The sequence below is a fragment of the Streptomyces sp. NPDC016640 genome (assembly GCF_043076215.1).
Lineage (GTDB): Bacteria > Actinomycetota > Actinomycetes > Streptomycetales > Streptomycetaceae > Streptomyces.
The window spans coordinates 187,484-205,658 of the sequence record NZ_JBIBRG010000002.1 but is presented as its reverse complement, the minus strand read 5'-3'; the positions used below and the strand labels follow the sequence as shown (position 1 = coordinate 205,658).

Below are 18,175 nucleotides of genomic sequence, written 5' to 3'. Positions count from 1 at the left end.
CGCGCGCGTGCGACGCGCCTGCACCGGGAGCCGCGGGGCCCGTGCCCCGCCCCCACGAGGGGCCGTCCCGCCACCGGAAACGGTGGGGGGACGGCCCCTCGTCGTCCGCGGGCGGCGCGGTCAGCGCCGCAGTGCCTCGACCGGCTGGATGCGGCTGGCCCGCCAGGCGGGGTACAGCCCGGCGGGCAGCCCCGTACCCAGGCCGATCGCCGGGGCGCCGGCGGCCACGGCCGGATGGAGCACCGGCGTCCAGTCACGGACGACGGCGACCCCCAGCACGGTGAGGGCGCCGAGCGAGGTACCCACCAGACCACCGAGTGTGCCGAGCACGACGGACTCGGTGAGGAACTGTCCGGTGACGTGCCGGCCGCGGGCGCCGAGCGCGCGGCGCAGTCCGATCTCCCGGGTGCGCTCCAGGACGGCCACCGGGGTGGTGTTGGCGATGCCGACGGCGCCGATCACCAGGCAGATGCCGGCGAGCAGCAGGAACAGGGTGTCGAGGTCCCCGGCGACACGGGAGCGCAGCGTCTTCGGATCGGGGGGCGGCGTGGCCTTGAAGTACTCGGGGTGCGCGGGGTCGAGGGCCACGGCGGCCTCGTCGGCGACCTGGGCGGCGGCTCCGACGCGGGTCGACACCAGCATCTCGGCGGTGCCCTTGGGGGCGCCCCGCACGTCCTCGGCCACCGTGCGCGGCACGACGACCGACAGCAGCAGGTCCGCCTTGCGCCGGACGTCGTCGACGATGCCGATGACGGTGAACGCCTCGTCGCCGACGAACACGGCCGGTTCGGTCTCCAGCGGGGCGATGCCGAGCTGTGCGGCGGTCCCGGCCCCGATGACGGCGACGCGCTGCCGGTTCCGGTCGTGCCAGGAGTCGAAGGTCCGGCCCCGGGACAGGGTGGGACCTGCGGCCCGGAGCGCCCCGGCGGAGGCGGCGACGACCTGCGAACGTGAACGTGCTGCCCGAGCAGGCGGAGCCGGAGAAGTGGTTCTCGTTCTCACCCGAGTCGACCGGGATCGTGTCACACATCATAGGAAGGGTCACCTTCAGCAACTTCTTGAGGTTAGGCTAACCTAATAACGTTTCAGGCCATCGGCCCCGGACGCACGAAAGCAGAACCGCCCATGTCGAACGCCAGTACCACCCGCTTCTCCCGTCGGGGACTGCTCGCCGCCGGTGGCGCCCTCGGACTCGGCGCCGTGCTCACCGCCTGCGGGGGCGACGACGCCAAGAGCGGCGGCTCGGACGCTGCGGGGTCCGGCGGGTCGAAGTCCGGCCCCTGGTCCTTCAAGGACGACCGCGGCACCACCGTGAAGCTCGACAAGGTCCCCGCGAACATCGTCGCGTTCACCGGCGTCGCCGCCGCCCTGTACGACTACGGCGTCCAGGTCAAGGGCGTCTTCGGGCCGACGGAGACCAAGGACGGCAAGGCCGACGTCCAGGCCGGCGACATGGACATCAGCAAGGTGACCGTCCTGGGCAACGTCTGGGACCAGTTCAACGTCGAGAAGTACGCGGCCCTGGCGCCCGACGTCCTGATCAGCACCACCTTCGACGCCGCCGGCACCCTCTGGTACGTCCCCGAGGCGTCCAAGGACAAGATCGCCAAGCTCGCGCCCAGCGTCGCGGTCTCCGTCTTCGACCGCCAGCTGACCGCCCCGCTGCAGCGCATGTGGGAACTCGCCGAGTCGCTCGGCGGCGACATGAAGGCCGCCAGGGTCACCGACGCCAAGAAGCGTTTCGAGGAGGCCTCGGAGCGGCTGCGCAGGGCCGCCAAGGCCAACCCCGGCATCAAGGTGATGGTCGGCTCGGCGAGCCCCGAGCTGTTCTACGTCTCCGGCACCAACCTCTCCGTCGACCTGGAGTACTTCAAGGCCCTCGGCGTGAACTTCGTCGAGCCGACGGAGGAGGCCAAGAAGGCGACCGGCGGCTGGTTCGAGAGCCTGAGCTGGGAGAACGTCGACAAGCACAAGGCCGACATCATCATGATGGACGACCGCTCCTCGGCCATCCAGCCCGCCGACATCACCGAGGCGACCTGGAAGAAGCTCCCCGCGGTCAAGGCCGGCCAGGTCATCGCGCGGTCCACCGAACCGGTCCTGTCCTACGACAAGTGCGTCGCGCCGGTCGAGGCGCTCGCCGAGGCCATCGAGAAGGCCGAGAAGGTCAGCTGACCCCGGCCCCCGCCCCGCAGCCGCCCCGTTCCGTCCCCGCCCCTCCGGGCCGTGACGGCGAGGCGGCTCGGCGCGTCCCCGGTCCGGCGGCCTTCGCGGGATCCGGTCCGCGGGACTTCCGCCCCGCCGGGCACGGCCGGCATCCCCGCCCGGTTCCGGCCGGAGGTGTCGCACCCGGGGCGAGGAGCGGCCGCGCGAACAGGGCGGGCCACGAACCCGGTTGACGCCCGGTCACTCCCGATACCGGAGTGATCACAGTCACGAACGGGACAGGATTACGGCAACGTTACTTAGGTTAGGCTTACCTGAGTAACGCACGGAGCCGCTCCCCGCCCCGCACCGGACCGTCCCCACCGGAGGACCCCCACATGCGCTCGCACCTGCTCAACGACACCACCGCGGAGCGGTACCGCCGCTCGGTGACCGAAGGAGTCGAGCGGGTGGCCGCCAAACTCGCCACCATCGACCGCCCGTTCACCGGAGTCACGGTCGACGCCCTCGCCCCCCGCATCGACGCGATCGACCTCGACCGGCCGCTGCACGACACCACCGCGGCGCTGGACGAACTGGAGGACGTCTACCTCCGGGACGCGATCTACTTCCACCACCCCCGCTACCTGGCCCACCTCAACTGCCCGGTCGTCATCCCGGCGGTGCTCGGCGAGGCGGTGCTCTCCGCCGTCAACTCCTCCCTGGACACCTGGGACCAGTCGGCCGGCGGCACCCTCATCGAGCGGAAACTGATCGACTGGACGGCCGGCCGCATCGGCCTCGGCCCGGCCGCCGACGGCGTGTTCACCTCCGGCGGCACCCAGTCCAACCTCCAGGCGCTGCTCCTGGCCCGCGAGGAGGCCAAGAGCGAGGACCTGGCGAAACTGCGCGTCTTCGCCTCCGAGGCCAGCCACTTCAGCGTGAAGAAGTCCGCGAAACTGCTGGGCCTCGGGCCGGACGCCGTGGTGGCGATACCCGTCGACCACGACAAGCGGCTGCAGACCGTCGCGCTCGCCCGCGAGCTGGCGCGCTGCGCCGGGGCGGGACTGGTCCCCATGGCCGTCGTCGCCACCGCCGGCACCACCGACTTCGGTTCCATCGACCCGCTGCCCGAGATCGCCGAACTGTGCGCGCAGTACGGGGCGTGGATGCACGTGGACGCCGCCTACGGCTGCGGTCTGCTCGCCTCGGTGAAGTACCGGGACCGCGTCGACGGCATCGAGCGCGCCGACTCCGTCACCGTCGACTACCACAAGTCCTTCTTCCAGCCGGTCAGTTCCTCGGCCGTGCTGGTCCGCGACGCGGCCACCCTGCGGCACGCCACCTACCACGCGGAGTACCTCAACCCGCGCCGCATGGTGACCGAGCGCATCCCCAACCAGGTCGACAAGTCCCTGCAGACCACCCGCCGCTTCGACGCCCTCAAACTGTGGATGACGCTGCGAGTGATGGGCGCCGACGGCATCGGGCAGCTCTTCGACGAGGTCTGCGACCTGGCCGCCGAGGGCTGGGAACTCCTCGCCGCCGACCCGCGCTACGACGTCGTCGTCCGGCCGAGCCTGTCCACCCTCGTCTTCCGCTACGTCCCGGCGTCCGTGACCGACCCCGCCGAGATCGACCGGGCCAACCTCTACGCCCGCAAGGCCCTGTTCGCCTCCGGTGACGCGGTGGTCGCGGGCACCAAGGTCGCCGGGCGCCACTACCTGAAGTTCACCCTGCTGAACCCCGAGACCACGACGGCCGACATCACCGCCGTCCTCGACCTGATCGCCGGCCACGCCGAGCAGTACCTGGGAGAGTCCCTTGACCGCGCTTCCTGACACCACGAGCGAGACCTACGACTTCGTGGGCATCGGGCTCGGCCCCTTCAACCTCGGCCTCGCCTGCCTCACCGAGTCCATCGGCGAACTCAGCGGCGTCTTCCTGGAGTCCAAGCCGCACTTCGAGTGGCACGCCGGGATGTTCCTCGACGGCGCCCACCTCCAGACGCCGTTCATGTCGGACCTGGTCACCCTCGCCGACCCGACGTCCCCGTACTCCTTCCTCAACTACCTGAAGGAGAAGGGGCGGCTGTACTCGTTCTACATACGGGAGAACTTCTACCCGCTGCGCGTCGAGTACGACGACTACTGCCGCTGGGCCGCGGAGCAGCTGAGCAGCGTCCGCTTCGGCACGACGGTCACCGAGGTGACGTACGACGAGGGGGACGGGCTGTACGACGTGGCGACGGCGGGCGGTACGACGTACCGCGCCCGGCACCTCGTCCTCGGCACCGGCACCGTCCCGTTCGTCCCGGAGCCCTGCCGGGGCCTGGACGGCGGGCTGTTCCACAACGCGCGGTACGTGCAGCGCAAGGCGGAGCTGCTGGAGAAGGAGTCGGTCACGATCGTCGGCAGCGGGCAGAGCGCCGCCGAGATCTACTACGAGCTGCTCTCCGAGATCGACGTCCACGGCTACCAGCTCAACTGGGTCACCCGCTCCCCGCGGTTCTTCCCGCTGGAGTACACCAAGCTGACCCTGGAGATGACCTCCCCGGACTACATCGACTACTTCCGCGCGCTGCCCGAGGAGACCCGCTACCGGCTGGAGAAGCAGCAGAAGGGCCTGTTCAAGGGCATCAACTCGGAGCTGATCGACGCGATCTTCGACCTGCTGTACCAGAAGGACGTCGTCAGCGGCGACCGCCCGGTCCCCACCCGGCTGCTCACCAACTCCTCCCTCACCACCGCGCGGTACGAGGACGGCGCCTACACGCTCGGCTTCCGCCAGGACGAGCAGGGCAAGGACTTCGAGATCCGCACCGAGGGCCTGGTGTTGGCCACCGGCTACCACTACGAGCCGCCGGCCTTCCTCGACCCGGTGCGCGACCGGATCCGCCTCGACGGCCACGGCCGCTTCGACGTCGGCCGCAACTACGCCATCGACGTCACCGGCCGCGGCATCTTCCTGCAGAACGCGGGCGTCCACACGCACAGCATCACCAGCCCCGACCTGGGCATGGGCCCCTACCGGAACGCGTACATCATCCGCGAACTGCTCGGCACCGAGTACTACCCGGTCGAGAAGACCATAGCCTTCCAGGAGTTCGCCGTATGAGCATCGGTACGTTCACCTTCCGCCCCCTGGACCCGCTGCGGGACGCCGAGCTGCTGCACCGCTGGGTCACCGACCCCAAGGCGGCCTACTGGATGATGCAGGACGCCCGGCTCCAGGACGTCGAGCGCGAGTACATGAGGATCGCGGCCCACGAGCACCACCACGCCTACCTGGGCCTGCACGACGGCGAACCGGCGTTCCTGATGGAGAAGTACGACCCCCGGTACGTCGAGCTGACGGGCCTGTACGACCCCGAGCCCGGCGACGTCGGCATGCACTTCCTGGTCGCCCCCACCGACCGGCCGGTCCACGGCTTCACCAGGGCGGTCATCACCGCCGTGATGGAGGAGCTGTTCGCCGACCCGCACACCCGGCGGGTCGTGGTCGAGCCCGACGTCGCCAACAAGGCCGTGCACGCGCTGAACGAGGCCGTCGGCTTCGAGGCCGTGCGCGAGATCGACAAGCCGGAGAAGCGCGCGCTGCTGAGCTTCTGCACGCGCGAACGGTTCCGTGCCGCCCGAGGAGCAGCCGTATGACCCTGTCCGACGCCGTGGCGCACCTGTCCCCCCACCGCTGGGCGCGGGCCAACCGCCTCCTGATCCGCAAGGCCCTCGCCGAGTTCGCCCACGAGCGGCTCATCACGCCGGAGGCCACCGGCGAGGGCGGGTACGTCGTCCGCAGCGACGACGGCCTGACGCGGTACGCCTTCACGGCGAAGCGCCGCGCGCTCGACCACTGGCAGGTCGACGCCGAGTCGATCACCCGCCACCGTGGCGACGCCGAACTCCCGCTCGCCGCGCTGGACTTCTTCATCGAGCTGCAGAAGTCGCTGGGCCTGAGCGAGGAGATCCTGCCGGTGTACCTGGAGGAGATCTCCTCCACCCTCTCCGGCACCTGCTACAAGCTCGCCAAGCCGCAGGTCACGTCCGCCCAGCTGGTCACGAGCGGCTTCCAGGCCATCGAGACCGGGATGACCGAGGGCCATCCCTGCTTCGTCGCCAACAACGGGCGGCTCGGCTTCGGCATCCACGACTACCTGTCCTACGCGCCGGAGACCGCGAACCCGGTGAGGCTGGTGTGGCTGGCCGCGCACCGCTCGCGGGCCGCGTTCACGGCCGGGGCGGGCGTCGACTACGAGTCGTTCGTGCGACAGGAGCTGGGCGAGGAGACCGTCGGGCGCTTCCACGGCGTGCTGCGCGAGCGGGACCTCGACCCCGCCGACTTCCTGCTCATCCCCGTCCACCCCTGGCAGTGGAGGAACAAGCTCTCCGTCACCTTCGCCGCCGAGGTCGCCCGCGGGCACCTGGTGTGCCTGGGCGAGGGCGACGACGAGTACCTGGCGCAGCAGTCCATCCGTACGTTCTTCAACCGGTCGCACCCGGAGAAGCACTATGTGAAGACGGCCCTGTCGGTGCTCAACATGGGCTTCATGCGCGGGCTGTCCGCCGCCTACATGGAGGCGACACCGGCGATCAACGACTGGCTGGCCCGGCTGATCGAGGGCGACCCGGTGCTGCGGTCGACGGGGTTGTCGATCATCCGGGAGCGGGCGGCGGTCGGCTACCGGCACCTGGAGTACGAGCGCGCCACGGACCGCTACTCGCCGTACCGCAAGATGCTGGCCGCGCTGTGGCGGGAGAGCCCGGTGCCGTCCTTGAAGGACGGCGAGTCCCTGGCCACCATGGCGTCGCTCGTCCACGTCGACCACGAGGGGGCGTCCTTCGCGGGCGCGCTGATCGCGCGTTCGGGGCTCGCCCCGGCGGAGTGGCTGCGGCACTACCTGAGGGCGTACTACGTGCCGCTGCTGCACAGTTTCTACGCCTACGACCTGGTGTACATGCCGCACGGCGAGAACGTCATCCTCGTCCTGGAGGACGGCGTGGTGCGGCGGGCGGTCTACAAGGACATCGCCGAGGAGATCGCGGTGATGGACCCGGACGCGGTGCTGCCGCCGGAGGTGTCCCGCATCCGGGTGGAGGTCCCGGAGGACAAGAAGCTGCTGTCCGTCTTCACGGACGTCTTCGACTGCTTCTTCCGCTTCCTCGCGGCCGGCCTCGCCGAGGAGGGCGTCCTGGACGAGGACTCCTTCTGGCGCACGGTCGCCGAGGTCACCCGCGAGTACCAGGCGTCGGTGCCCGAACTCGCCGACAAGTTCGCCCGGTACGACATGTTCGCGCCCGAGTTCGCGCTGTCCTGCCTCAACCGGCTCCAGCTGCGCGACAACCGGCAGATGGTGGACCTCGCCGACCCGTCCGGCGCGCTCCAGCTGGTCGGCACGCTGGAGAACCCTCTCGCCGGGTTCTGACGGTTTTGGCCCGCGAACGGGCGGGCGCCCCGGAGTACGGTCCTCCGGGGCGCCCGCCGGTGTTCCGTACCGGCGTCGTCGCCTCTCTTCGTCGTTCCGTCCCCGCGTCGTGCTACCCCCGGGTCGGCCAGGGGACCTGCGGGGACGCGTAGTAGCCGATCCCCAGCGCGTCCCAGCGCGGCCCCTGCGCGGCCAGCCGCACCCGGTAGTCCTCCCAGTCGTGCGTGGACGCGGGCGACCAGCCGAGCTCGGCGACGCCCGGCAGCCTCGGGAAGGCCATGTACTCCAGCTGGCCGGAGTCCGACAGCGTCTCCGTCCACAGCGGCGCCTCGACACCGCGCACCGCGGAGGCGGGCACGCCCGGCAGATAGGCGCCCGGGTCCCAGTCGTAGGAGCGGCGCACCTCGACGAGGCCCGCCCAGGACAGTCCGAGCGGGGTGTTCGCGTCGTACTTCATGTCGAGGTACACCCGGTCGGCCGGGGAGAGGATCAGCCCGGTGCCGTTCCGGGCGGCCTCGGCCACCCGCTCCTTCTCCTGTCCGGCGGTGCCGTCCAGGCCCCAGTACTGGGCGAGGGCGCCCCTAGCCGGGTTCGCGCCGGTGAGCTGGTGCCAGCCGATCACGGTCTTGCCGTACTTCGCGACGATCGGCTGCACCCGGTCCATGAACTTCACGAAGTCCTCGTGCGGCGTGGAGTGCGCCTCGTCGCCGCCGATGTGGAGGTAGCGGCCCGGGGTGAGCGCGGCCAGCTCGCGCACCACGTCGTCCACGAAGTCGTAGGTGACGTCCTTGCCGACGCACAGCGAGCTGAAGCCGACCGCGGTGCCGGTGTAGAGCGGGGGTGCCACGCCGTCGCAGTTCAGCTCGGCGTAGGAGGCGAGGGCCGCGTTGGTGTGGCCCGGCATGTCGATCTCGGGGACGACCTCCAGATGGCGGGAGGCGGCGTAGCGGACGATCTCCTTGTAGTCGGCCTTGGTGTAGTGGCCGCCGGGACCGCCGCCGACCTCGGTGGAGCCGCCGTGGGTGGTCAGGCGCGGCCAGGAGTCGACGGCGATGCGCCAGCCCTGGTCGTCGCTGAGGTGCAGATGCAGCGTGTTGAGCTTGTAGAGGGCGAGCTGGTCGATGTAGCGCTTGACCTCGTCGACGGAGAAGAAGTGCCGGGACACGTCGAGCATGGCGCCGCGCCAGCCGTAGCGCGGGGTGTCCTCGATGGTGCCGCCCGCCACCAGCCAGGGGCCGGGCTGCGGGGAGTCCTTCTCCACCGCGGCGGGCAGCAGCTGGCGCAGGGTCTGCACGCCGTGGAAGAGCCCGGCGGGTTCGGCGGCGGTGAGGGTGACGCCCGAGGGGCCGCTGTCGAGGCGGTAGCCCTCCGCGCCGTAGGGGCCGTCGGCGAGGCGGAGCCCGATGCCTCCGCGGCCGTGCCCGGTGACCGGCAGCCGGTAGCCGGTGGAGGGCCGCAGCACGTCCGCGAGGTACTCGCCGACGCGGCGGGCCTCGCGGGAGCCGTCGACCCGGATGCGGGTGCCCTCGGTGATGCGGTACGGGGATCCGCCCGGGGTCACCGAGGCGGGGGCCGGGATCACCCGGTCCAGGGGGACGGGGGCGGCGGCCGTGCCGGGGGCGGGGCCCGCCCCGAGGGTGAAGGCCCCGGCCGCCATGACGAGCAGCAGGGATCCGAACAGCCGGGCGGTGCGGGGAGTCGTTCCGTGGTGCCGTCGTTGCCGTCTCACACACGTTCCCTTCGTCTCAACTCCGCGGCTCCGCAAGGGAAACCAGATGGGTATAGACCACTCTGCCGCAGATCCGGGGAAACGAGCACCCCGCGTCCCCGCCGAAAGACCTCGTGCCGTCACCCGGGAACGGGCGCTTCTCGGGCACACACGGGAAAACGCTCGGCGCCTGCCCGAATCCGGGCACGTTTCTTGCGAAACCGCCGCCGGTACCTCAGGATCATCGGGTGCACGACGAACTCGTTGATCATCTGACGCGGTCCACGCCCCTCGGCCGGGGCGAGGCGCTGCGCGTGATCCAGGACGTGCTCGCCTACTTCGACGAGACGACCGAGGAGTACGTCCGTCGCCGCCATCGCGAGCTCCAGGCCCAGGGCCTGGTGAACGCGACGATCTTCGAACGGATCGAGGCGGACCTCAGATACCGCGCGGTGGCCCCGCCCGAGCTCTCGCTCCGGCAGCTGCGCCGCATCGTCTACGGCTAGGAACTACGCACATGTGCGGAATCGTCGGATACATCGGCAGGCGTGAGGTCGCTCCCCTGCTGCTCGAGGGCCTCCAGCGGCTGGAGTACCGCGGCTACGACTCGGCGGGCATCGCCGTCACGTCGCCGAAGACGGCCGGCCTGAAGATGGTCAAGGCCAAGGGCCGGGTGCGCGACCTGGAGGCGAAGGTCCCGGCGCGCTTCAAGGGCACCACCGGTATCGCCCACACCCGCTGGGCCACCCACGGCGCCCCCTCCGACGTGAACGCCCACCCGCACCTGGACGCCGGGGGCAAGGTCGCCGTCGTCCACAACGGGATCATCGACAACGCCTCCGACCTGCGCCGCAAGCTGGAGGCGGACGGGGTCGAGTTCCTCTCCGAGACGGACACCGAGGTCCTCGTCCACCTCATCGCCCGCTCGGCGGCCGAGAAGCTGGAGGACAAGGTCCGCGAGACCGTGCGCCTCATCGAGGGCACCTACGGCATCGCCGTGCTGCACGCCGACTTCCCGGACCGCATCGTGGTGGCCCGCAACGGCTCGCCGGTCGTGCTCGGCATCGGCGAGAAGGAGATGTTCGTCGCCTCCGACATCGCCGCCCTGGTCGCCCACACCCGGCAGATCGTCACCCTCGACGACGGCGAGATGGCCACCCTCAAGGCCGACGACTTCCGCACGTACACCACCGAGGGCACCCGCACCACCGCCGAGCCGACCACCGTGGAGTGGGAGGCGGCCTCCTACGACATGGGCGGCCACGACACCTACATGCACAAGGAGATCCACGAGCAGGCCGAGGCCGTGGACCGCGTGCTGCGCGGCCGGATCGACGACCGCTTCTCCACCGTGCACCTGGGCGGCCTGAACCTGGACGCCCGCGAGGCGCGCCGGATCCGCCGCGTGAAGATCCTCGGCTGCGGCACCTCGTACCACGCCGGCATGATCGGCGCGCAGATGATCGAGGAGCTGGCCCGCATCCCCGCCGACGCCGAGCCGGCCTCGGAGTTCCGCTACCGCAACGCGGTCGTGGACCCCGACACCCTGTACATCGCGGTCTCCCAGTCCGGTGAGACCTACGACGTGCTGGCCGCCGTGCAGGAGCTGAAGCGCAAGGGCGCGCGGGTGCTGGGCGTGGTCAACGTCGTCGGCTCCGCGATCGCCCGCGAGGCGGACGGCGGCGTCTACGTGCACGCCGGTCCCGAGGTGTGCGTGGTGTCCACCAAGTGCTTCACCAACACCACGGTCGCCTTCGCGCTGCTCGCCCTGCACCTGGGCCGCACCCGCGACCTGTCGGTGCGCGACGGCAAGCGGATCATCGAGGGCCTGCGCCGGCTGCCGGGGCAGATCGCGGAGATCATGGAGCAGGAGGAGGAGATCAGGAAGCTGGCCCTGGAGTACGCCGAGGCCCGCTCGATGCTCTTCATCGGCCGCGTCCGGGGCTACCCGGTGGCCCGCGAGGCCTCCCTGAAGCTCAAGGAGGTCTCCTACATCCACGCGGAGGCCTACCCGGCCTCCGAGCTCAAGCACGGCCCGCTGGCGCTGATCGAGCCGGCCATGCCCACGGTGGCGATCGTCCCGGACGACGACCTGCTGGAGAAGAACCGCGCCGCCATGGAGGAGATCAAGGCCCGCAGCGGCCGGATCGTGGCGGTCGCCCACCAGGAGCAGGAGAAGGCCGACCACACGGTCGTCGTACCCAAGAACGAGGACGAGCTGGACCCGATCCTCATGGGCATCCCCCTGCAACTGCTCGCCTACCACACGGCGTTGGCCCTGGGCCGGGACATCGACAAGCCGCGCAACCTCGCCAAGTCCGTGACGGTGGAGTAGCAGCCACGAACGCGCGGGGCCGTATCCGCACGACCGGAATGACCGGCGTGACCCGCATGCGGCCCCGCCATCCGGGCGCGCGAGCCCCGACACCCCGCGCCCGAGCCGAACGCATACGGGCGCCCCGCGTGCCGCCACCCCGCGCGCGGAGCGCCCGTGACGGCTTACGGAATGACGACGACGGGCCGCTGCGCCCGCTTCGCGAGCCTCCCGGCGACGGAGCCGAAGATCCGCCCCACGATCCCGTGGGTGCATCCCACGACGATCGCGTCGGCCTCGTACTCCCGCCCCACCTCTTCGAGTTCGTGGCAGATGTCGCCGCCGCGCTCGACCAGGATCCAGGGCACCTCGGCGAGGTACTCCGCGCAGGCGAGTTCGAGTCCGAGCACCTCCGTGCGGTGGTCCGGTACGTCCACGAAGACCGGCGGCTCGCAGCCCGCCCACACCGTGGTGGGCAGCCGGTTGGCGACGTGGACGATGATCAGGCCCGAACCGAGGCGCCGTGCCATGCCGATGGCGTACGCGAGGGCCCGTTCACTGGAGGTGGAGCCGTCGAAGCCGACGACCACGCCGTGCCGGAACGCGGGGTCGCAGGCGTGGCGTGACTCCTCCGCCGCCAGGGGTTCGGCCGCCGTGGGATCGGCGACCGGCCGCTTGCGGTCCGCGGGTTCGAAGTATTCGTGACCGGCCATGGCTGTCTCGGGGTTGTGATCCTTTTGACGGGGACGACAGAGTGCGGCGGAGCTGTGTCCGGGAATTACCTTCCCGGCCCCATACCCTCAAGGGTACGGCGGCACGCCTCCTCCGCCCAGATCCCGCACACGGTGGCTGGCGGGTTCCCCGGAGCATGCACGAGGGGCCGCCCGTCACGCAATGGTTGCTGCCCCGTACAGGCGGTTTGCGCGGCGTTCACCTGGCCGCCGGAGTGGTGGCCCTCCGGGGCCTCCCCCCGGGGGGCGCGCGGCGACCGGCGCCCCCGCCGTGCACCGAGCCCCGTGAGCCACGCCACAGGGGGCACCCCGCACTCCGGACCGGATCCGCCCCCGGGCGACTCGACCTCACGCTTCGGGGTACACGCTGCTTCCGGGCACACGCCGGCCGCCGCGGTCCGCCGGACGCCGCCCTGACGCCCGGCCGCCCGCTCGCCCCGGCGGCCGCCGGGCGATGCGGCGCCTCCCGGTCCGGCGGCGGGGATACACCGGTCGGCTGACCGGTTTTCGCGCCCGCGCCCGCATCTTTTCAGCCAACTTCCGGATTGTGTGCACCCCCTGCCGCGACCACCCCCCAACCCCCGTTCGACCTGCACGGAAAGGGTCCCACCGGCCCTGCGCACCCTACGGGGATTGGCCACCGCGACGAGGCGCACTTCCCCGCACGGCCCACGAGTGCAACCCTTCGTGATCGAATGCTTCACGCCAAGTTGCCAAGTCGACAATGTGCCGGGTGCTGAACCGGCCACCGGCGCGCGACGGGACACAGTAGATTCGATCTTGAACTGTCGTACGGCGGGGGACTCGTGCAGGACCGAGGGGAAACGTGCAGGAGCGACACAACCGAGGAGCCGCGACCACCGAGGGGGGCTTAGCAGTATGAGCCACGACTCCACTGCCGCGCCGGAAACCGCGGCCCGGAAACTCTCCGGGCGACGCCGCAAGGAGATCGTCGCGGTGCTGCTGTTCAGCGGCGGCCCCATCTTCGAGAGTTCCATACCGCTGTCGGTGTTCGGGGTTGACCGCCAGGACGCCGGCGTACCGCGCTACCGACTGCTGGTGTGCGGCGGTGAGGAGGGCCCGCTGCGGACGACGGGAGGCCTCGAACTCACCGCGCCACACGGCCTGGAGGCGATATCCCGGGCGGGCACCGTCGTGGTGCCGGCCTGGCGTTCGATCACCTCGCCACCGCCGGAGGACGCGCTCGACGCACTGCGCCGCGCCCATGAGGAGGGCGCCCGCATCGTCGGGCTGTGCACCGGAGCCTTCGTGCTCGCGGCGGCGGGCCTGCTGGACGGCCGGCCCGCGACCACCCACTGGATGTACGCGCCGACGCTCGCGAAGCGCTATCCCTCGGTGCACGTGGACCCGCGGGAACTCTTCGTGGACGACGGCGACGTGCTGACCTCTGCGGGCACCGCGGCCGGAATAGACCTGTGCCTGCACATCGTGCGCACGGACCACGGCAACGAGGCGGCGGGCGCGCTGGCCCGGCGGCTGGTGGTCCCACCGCGCCGGACCGGCGGCCAGGAGCGCTACCTCGACAGGTCTTTACCGGAGGAGATCGGCGCCGACCCGCTGGCCGAGGTCGTCGCCTGGGCGCTGGAGCACCTCCACGAGCAGTTCGACGTGGAGACCCTGGCGGCACGGGCGTACATGAGCCGTCGTACGTTCGACCGCCGGTTCCGCTCGCTGACCGGCAGCGCGCCGTTGCAGTGGCTGATCACGCAGCGGGTGCTCCAGGCACAGCGCCTGCTGGAGACGTCGGACTACTCGGTGGACGAGGTCGCCGGCCGCTGCGGGTTCCGCTCGCCGGTCGCGCTGCGCGGCCACTTCCGGCGCCAGCTGGGTTCGTCCCCGGCCGCCTACCGGGCCGCGTACCGCGCGCGGCGCCCGCAGGCCGACCGGAGTCAGGACACGGAGGGCACCCCGAGCACGTCCGGCGCCCTGCCGTCCGGCCAGCCGGGCCACGCGGGCCACTCGCTCCCGCCCGCCCTGCACCCGGACAGCCCGCTGCCGCACCAGTCCCGCCGCACCGCGGCGAGCGCCCTGGGTCCCTCACTGGCCGGCTCGGCCCCGGGCGTCCCGGGCCAGCGCGGCGCCCCCTGAGGCGACACCGGCACCCGACGGGCCGGAGGCCCACGACCTCCGGCCCGTCGCCCCGCGTCGGCGCGGCGCCCCGCGCCGTAAGGTTAGACACATGAACGATCGCATGGTGTGGATCGACTGCGAGATGACCGGCCTCTCGCTGTCGGACGACGCGCTCATCGAAGTGGCCGCCCTCGTCACCGACTCCGAACTGAACGTGCTCGGCGAGGGCGTGGACATCGTCATCCGCCCGCCGGAGCGGGCCCTGGAGACGATGCCGGACGTGGTGCGGGAGATGCACACCGCGTCCGGGCTGCTCGACGAGCTGCCGGACGGGACGACGCTCGAGGACGCCGAGCGGCGCGTCCTCGCGTATGTACGCGAGCACGTCAAGGAACCCGGCAAGGCGCCCCTGTGCGGCAACTCCGTCGGCACCGACCGCGGCTTCCTGCTGCGGGACATGCCGGCTCTGGAGAACCACCTGCACTACCGCATCGTGGACGTGTCCAGCATCAAGGAACTGGCCCGGCGCTGGTTCCCGAAGGCGTACTTCAACAGCCCCGAGAAGAACGGCAACCACCGCGCGCTCGCCGACATCCGCGAGTCCATCGCGGAGCTGCGCTACTACCGCGAGGCCGTCTTCGTACCGCAGCCGGGGCCCGACTCGGACACCGCCAGGAAGATCGCCGCCAAGCACGTCCTGCCGGACCGGTAGGGAGACCGGGGCTGCCTCGGGGGCGGCGCGAAAAGCCGTGCGCGAGCACCCCTTCGGACCCTGTACACTTTTTCTCGGCCGGTCGGAGAGATCCTCTGATCTCAACCGACAGGGTCATGGTGGGTGTAGCTCAGCTGGTAGAGCACCTGGTTGTGGTCCAGGATGCCGCGGGTTCGAGTCCCGTCACTCACCCTCCACAGTCAGCCGGTGGCCTCATCGAGGTCACCGGCTGAACTCGTTCCGGGAACCGCCCACGCCCCGCGCGACAGGCGGGGCCCGGCAGGCGACCGGCGTCAGGACGACGTGCGCTCCACCAGCTCCGTCGCCAGCACCATCCGCCGCCGCTCCAGCTCCCGCGACGCGGACGGCCGCCGGTCGGCGACCTCCGCGAGCAGCAGGTCGATCATCGCGCGGCCCATCTCCTCGATCGGCTGGCGCACGCTCGTCAGCGGCGGGTCCATGTGGCGGGCGATCGCGGAGTCGTCGTACCCGACCAGCGCCACGTCGTCGGGGATGCGCCGGCCCGCCTCCCGCAGCGCGTGCCGGGCGCCGGCGGCGGTGACGTCCGAGGCGGCGAAGACCGCGTCCAGGTCCGGCCGGCGCTCCAGCAGCGCCGCCATCGCCCGCCGGCCGCCGCCCTCGGAGAAGTCGCCCGGTTCGATCAGCAGCTCGTCCGTCCCGTGGCCCGCCTCGCGCAGGGCGTCCCGGTAGCCGTCGATACGACGCTGGGCGCCGTACACGTCGAGGCGGCCGGTGATGTGGGCTATGGTGCGCCGGCCCCGCCCGATCAGGTGCTCGACGGCCTGGCGGGCGCCGCCGTAGTTGTCGGAGTCCACCGAGGTGAGCGTCTCCGCGGCCGAGCGGGGCCCGCTGATCACCGCGGGGATCTCCAGCTGGGCCAGCATGTCGGGCAGCGGGTCGTCGGCGTGCACCGAGACCAGCAGCACGCCGTCCACGCGGTGCGCGGCCAGGTACTGGGCGAGCCGCTGCCGCTCCCGGTCACTGCCCGCGAAGATCAGCAGCAGCTGCATCTCGGTGTCGGACAGCGCCGCCCCGACCCCCCGCAGCATGTCCGAGAAGTACGGTTCGGCGAAGAACCGGGTCTCCGGCTCGGGGACCACCAGGGCGATGGCGTCCGTGCGGTTGGCGGCCAGGGCGCGGGCGGCCGTGTTCGGGACGTAGCCGAGCTCGGCGACCGCGGCCTCCACGGCGGCACGGGTCGCGTCGCTCACCCGGGGCGAGCCGTTGATCACCCGGGAGACCGTGCCACGGCCCACGCCGGCGCGCGCCGCCACCTCCTCGAGGGTGGGCCGGCCGCCCCTTCGGCCCCGCACTCCGTGGCTCGCCATGGGCCCCGCCTTCCTTCGTATGTCACGCTGGCCTGGAATCTAACAGCCGGTGAGCGGTGGAGACCGTCGCCGGGGGGCTGCCGTCCGCGGGCCCGGAGCCGCCGGCCGGCGGGTGCCGGGCGTCCAGTTAACGGCCCGATAACTGAACGCACTTTGCCGTGTCTGCTCCCTTGACACCCCCGCCCGGACCGACGACTCTTCAACACATCACTTGTGGGAGCGCTCCCACGGTACCTGACACATACACAACCCGCACGTTCCCCACCCGAGCCGCAGCGCGCAACACACGGGACCAACAATGCCGTTGTCGGGGGTCGGTACGTCAGGGCAACAGGAGGACTCAATGCGAGCACGTACCCTCCCCCTCTCCCGGCAGCGGTCGGGCGGGAGGAAGCCCCTCGCCCGCAAGGCCCTGGCCATCGCGGCCGTGGTGTCGCTGGGCACCGGACTGCTGGCCGGGTGCGCCGACGACGGCGGAGACGACGAAACCGGTTCCTCGTCCGGCGAGGGCAAGACCACGATCACCCTGGGCCTGTTCGGCACCATGGGCTTCAAGGAAGCCGGCCTCTACGCCGAGTACGAGAAGCTCAACCCGGACATCAAGATCGCCGAGAACGTCGTCGAGCGCAACGAGAACTACTACCCGGCGCTCCTGAACCACCTCACCACCAACAGCGGCCTGCAGGACGTCCAGGCCGTCGAGGTGGGCAACATCGCCGAGATCGTGGCCACCCAGTCCGCCAAGCTCGAGGACCTCTCCAAGGCCCCCGGTGTGAAGAAGAGCGACTGGCTGGACTGGAAGTGGGAGCAGGCCACCACCAAGGAGGGCCAGACGATCGGCCTGGGCACCGACATCGGCCCGATGGCGATCTGCTACCGCAAGGACCTGTTCGAGAAGGCGGGCCTGCCCACCGACCGCGAGGAGGTCGCGGAGCTGTGGGCCGGCGACTGGGCCAAGCTGATCGAGGTCGGTGAGCGGTACAAGGAGAAGGCGCCCAAGGGCACCACCTTCATGGACTCCCCCGGCGGCCTGATCAGCGCGATCCTGGGCAGCGAGGAGGAGCGGTTCTACGACTCCTCCGGCGAGGTCGTCTACAAGAGCAACCCGGCCGTCAAGCGGGCCTTCGACCTGACCGCGAAGGCCGCGGAGGAGGGCCTGGTCGGCGCCCAGACGCAGTTCCAGCCCGCCTGGGACCAGACCATCGCCAACAACAAGTTCGCCGCGATCTCCTGCCCGCCGTGGATGCTCGGCTACATCAAGGGCAAGTCGCAGCCGGACGCCGCCGGCAAGTGGGACGTGGCCGTGGCGCCCAAGTCCGGCAACTGGGGCGGTTCGTTCCTCTCCGTGCCCAAGAGCGGCAAGAACGTCGAAGAGGCCAAGAAGCTCGTCGCCTGGCTGACCGCGCCCGCGCAGCAGGCCAAGCTGTTCAGCGTGCAGGGCAGCTTCCCCAGCTCGCCGAGCACGTACACCCTGCCCGAGGTGAAGAACGCCAAGAACGACATGACGGGTGAGACGCCCATCGGCTCGATCTTCGCCGAGGCGGCCAAGCAGATCCCGGTCCAGGTCATCGGCCCGAAGGACCAGATCATCGGCCAGGGCCTGGCGGACAACGGCGTCATCCTGGTGACGAAGGGCAAGTCGCCGGAGGAGGCCTGGGAGACGGCCACCAAGACCATCGACAACAACCTGGACAAGTGACCCG

Annotated in this window: 13 protein-coding genes, 1 tRNA gene and 1 pseudogene; 11 read left to right on the top strand and 4 right to left on the bottom strand. The window is 71.0% G+C overall.

The window, feature by feature from the left end; genetic code table 11:
* Positions 1 to 120: 120 nt before the first annotated feature.
* Positions 121 to 951: pseudogene (locus tag ACF07S_RS04565) on the bottom strand (ABC transporter permease); the annotation flags it as partial.
* A gap of 174 nt (positions 952 to 1,125) precedes the next feature.
* Between ACF07S_RS04565 and ACF07S_RS04560 the strand changes: the two are divergent.
* The 5 genes from ACF07S_RS04560 (at position 1,126) to ACF07S_RS04540 (ending at position 7,567) form a co-directional block, all read left to right on the top strand.
* On the top strand, positions 1,126 to 2,175 hold the full coding sequence (locus ACF07S_RS04560) for an ABC transporter substrate-binding protein (RefSeq protein ID WP_391973413.1): 1,050 nt from the start codon (positions 1,126 to 1,128) through the stop codon (positions 2,173 to 2,175).
* Positions 2,176 to 2,543: 368 nt separating this feature from the next.
* Entirely contained in the window at positions 2,544 to 3,986 is a 1,443-nt protein-coding gene (gene desA / locus ACF07S_RS04555) for a lysine decarboxylase DesA (RefSeq protein ID WP_391973412.1), read from the top strand.
* The gene (locus ACF07S_RS04550) at positions 3,970 to 5,262 is read left to right on the top strand and encodes a lysine N(6)-hydroxylase/L-ornithine N(5)-oxygenase family protein (RefSeq protein WP_391973411.1); all 1,293 of its coding nucleotides are present in this window, start codon (positions 3,970 to 3,972) and stop codon (positions 5,260 to 5,262) included. Before desA ends, ACF07S_RS04550 begins: the two co-directional genes overlap by 17 nt.
* Entirely contained in the window at positions 5,259 to 5,798 is a 540-nt protein-coding gene (locus ACF07S_RS04545) for a GNAT family N-acetyltransferase (protein ID WP_391962307.1), read from the top strand. Before ACF07S_RS04550 ends, ACF07S_RS04545 begins: the two co-directional genes overlap by 4 nt.
* The gene (locus ACF07S_RS04540) at positions 5,795 to 7,567 is read left to right on the top strand and encodes an IucA/IucC family protein (protein WP_391973410.1); all 1,773 of its coding nucleotides are present in this window, start codon (positions 5,795 to 5,797) and stop codon (positions 7,565 to 7,567) included. The genes ACF07S_RS04545 and ACF07S_RS04540 overlap by 4 nt, the downstream gene beginning before the upstream one ends.
* A 112-nt stretch (positions 7,568 to 7,679) precedes the next feature.
* Here ACF07S_RS04540 and ACF07S_RS04535 read toward each other — a convergent pair whose 3' ends face one another.
* On the bottom strand, positions 7,680 to 9,296 hold the full coding sequence (locus ACF07S_RS04535; RefSeq protein WP_391973409.1) for a beta-N-acetylhexosaminidase: 1,617 nt from the start codon (positions 9,294 to 9,296) through the stop codon (positions 7,680 to 7,682).
* Positions 9,297 to 9,523: 227 nt separating this feature from the next.
* Here ACF07S_RS04535 and ACF07S_RS04530 point away from each other — a divergent pair, with 227 nt between their 5' ends.
* Positions 9,524 to 9,781: a hypothetical protein gene (locus tag ACF07S_RS04530; RefSeq protein WP_391962310.1), complete on the top strand. Its 258-nt coding sequence runs from the start codon at positions 9,524 to 9,526 to the stop codon at positions 9,779 to 9,781.
* 11 nt (positions 9,782 to 9,792) lie between these two features.
* On the top strand, positions 9,793 to 11,610 hold the full coding sequence (gene glmS, locus ACF07S_RS04525; protein WP_391962311.1) for a glutamine--fructose-6-phosphate transaminase (isomerizing): 1,818 nt from the start codon (positions 9,793 to 9,795) through the stop codon (positions 11,608 to 11,610).
* Positions 11,611 to 11,774: 164 nt separating this feature from the next.
* On the opposite strand, the gene ACF07S_RS04520 is transcribed toward glmS, so the two are convergent.
* Positions 11,775 to 12,302 carry a universal stress protein gene (locus ACF07S_RS04520; RefSeq protein WP_391962312.1) on the bottom strand — a complete coding sequence of 176 codons (528 nt, stop codon included), beginning with the start codon at positions 12,300 to 12,302 and terminating at the stop codon, positions 11,775 to 11,777.
* A gap of 897 nt (positions 12,303 to 13,199) precedes the next feature.
* Here ACF07S_RS04520 and ACF07S_RS04515 point away from each other — a divergent pair.
* From ACF07S_RS04515 to ACF07S_RS04505, 3 genes are all read left to right on the top strand, one after another.
* Complete coding sequence (locus tag ACF07S_RS04515; RefSeq protein ID WP_391962313.1) at positions 13,200 to 14,429, top strand: helix-turn-helix domain-containing protein; 1,230 nt, start codon at positions 13,200 to 13,202, stop codon at positions 14,427 to 14,429.
* 91 nt (positions 14,430 to 14,520) lie between these two features.
* Positions 14,521 to 15,123: an oligoribonuclease gene (orn, locus tag ACF07S_RS04510; RefSeq protein WP_391962314.1), complete on the top strand. Its 603-nt coding sequence runs from the start codon at positions 14,521 to 14,523 to the stop codon at positions 15,121 to 15,123.
* A gap of 118 nt (positions 15,124 to 15,241) precedes the next feature.
* Positions 15,242 to 15,316 (top strand) — tRNA-His (locus ACF07S_RS04505).
* Between the two features lie 100 nt (positions 15,317 to 15,416).
* Here ACF07S_RS04505 and ACF07S_RS04500 read toward each other — a convergent pair.
* Positions 15,417 to 16,472: a LacI family DNA-binding transcriptional regulator gene (locus ACF07S_RS04500; protein WP_391962315.1), complete on the bottom strand. Its 1,056-nt coding sequence runs from the start codon at positions 16,470 to 16,472 to the stop codon at positions 15,417 to 15,419.
* Positions 16,473 to 16,815: 343 nt separating this feature from the next.
* Between ACF07S_RS04500 and ACF07S_RS04495 the strand changes: the two genes are divergently transcribed.
* A complete protein-coding gene (locus tag ACF07S_RS04495) occupies positions 16,816 to 18,171 on the top strand; it encodes an extracellular solute-binding protein (RefSeq protein WP_391973408.1) in 1,356 nt (451 codons plus the stop codon).
* The last annotated feature ends 4 nt before the right edge of the window (positions 18,172 to 18,175 follow it).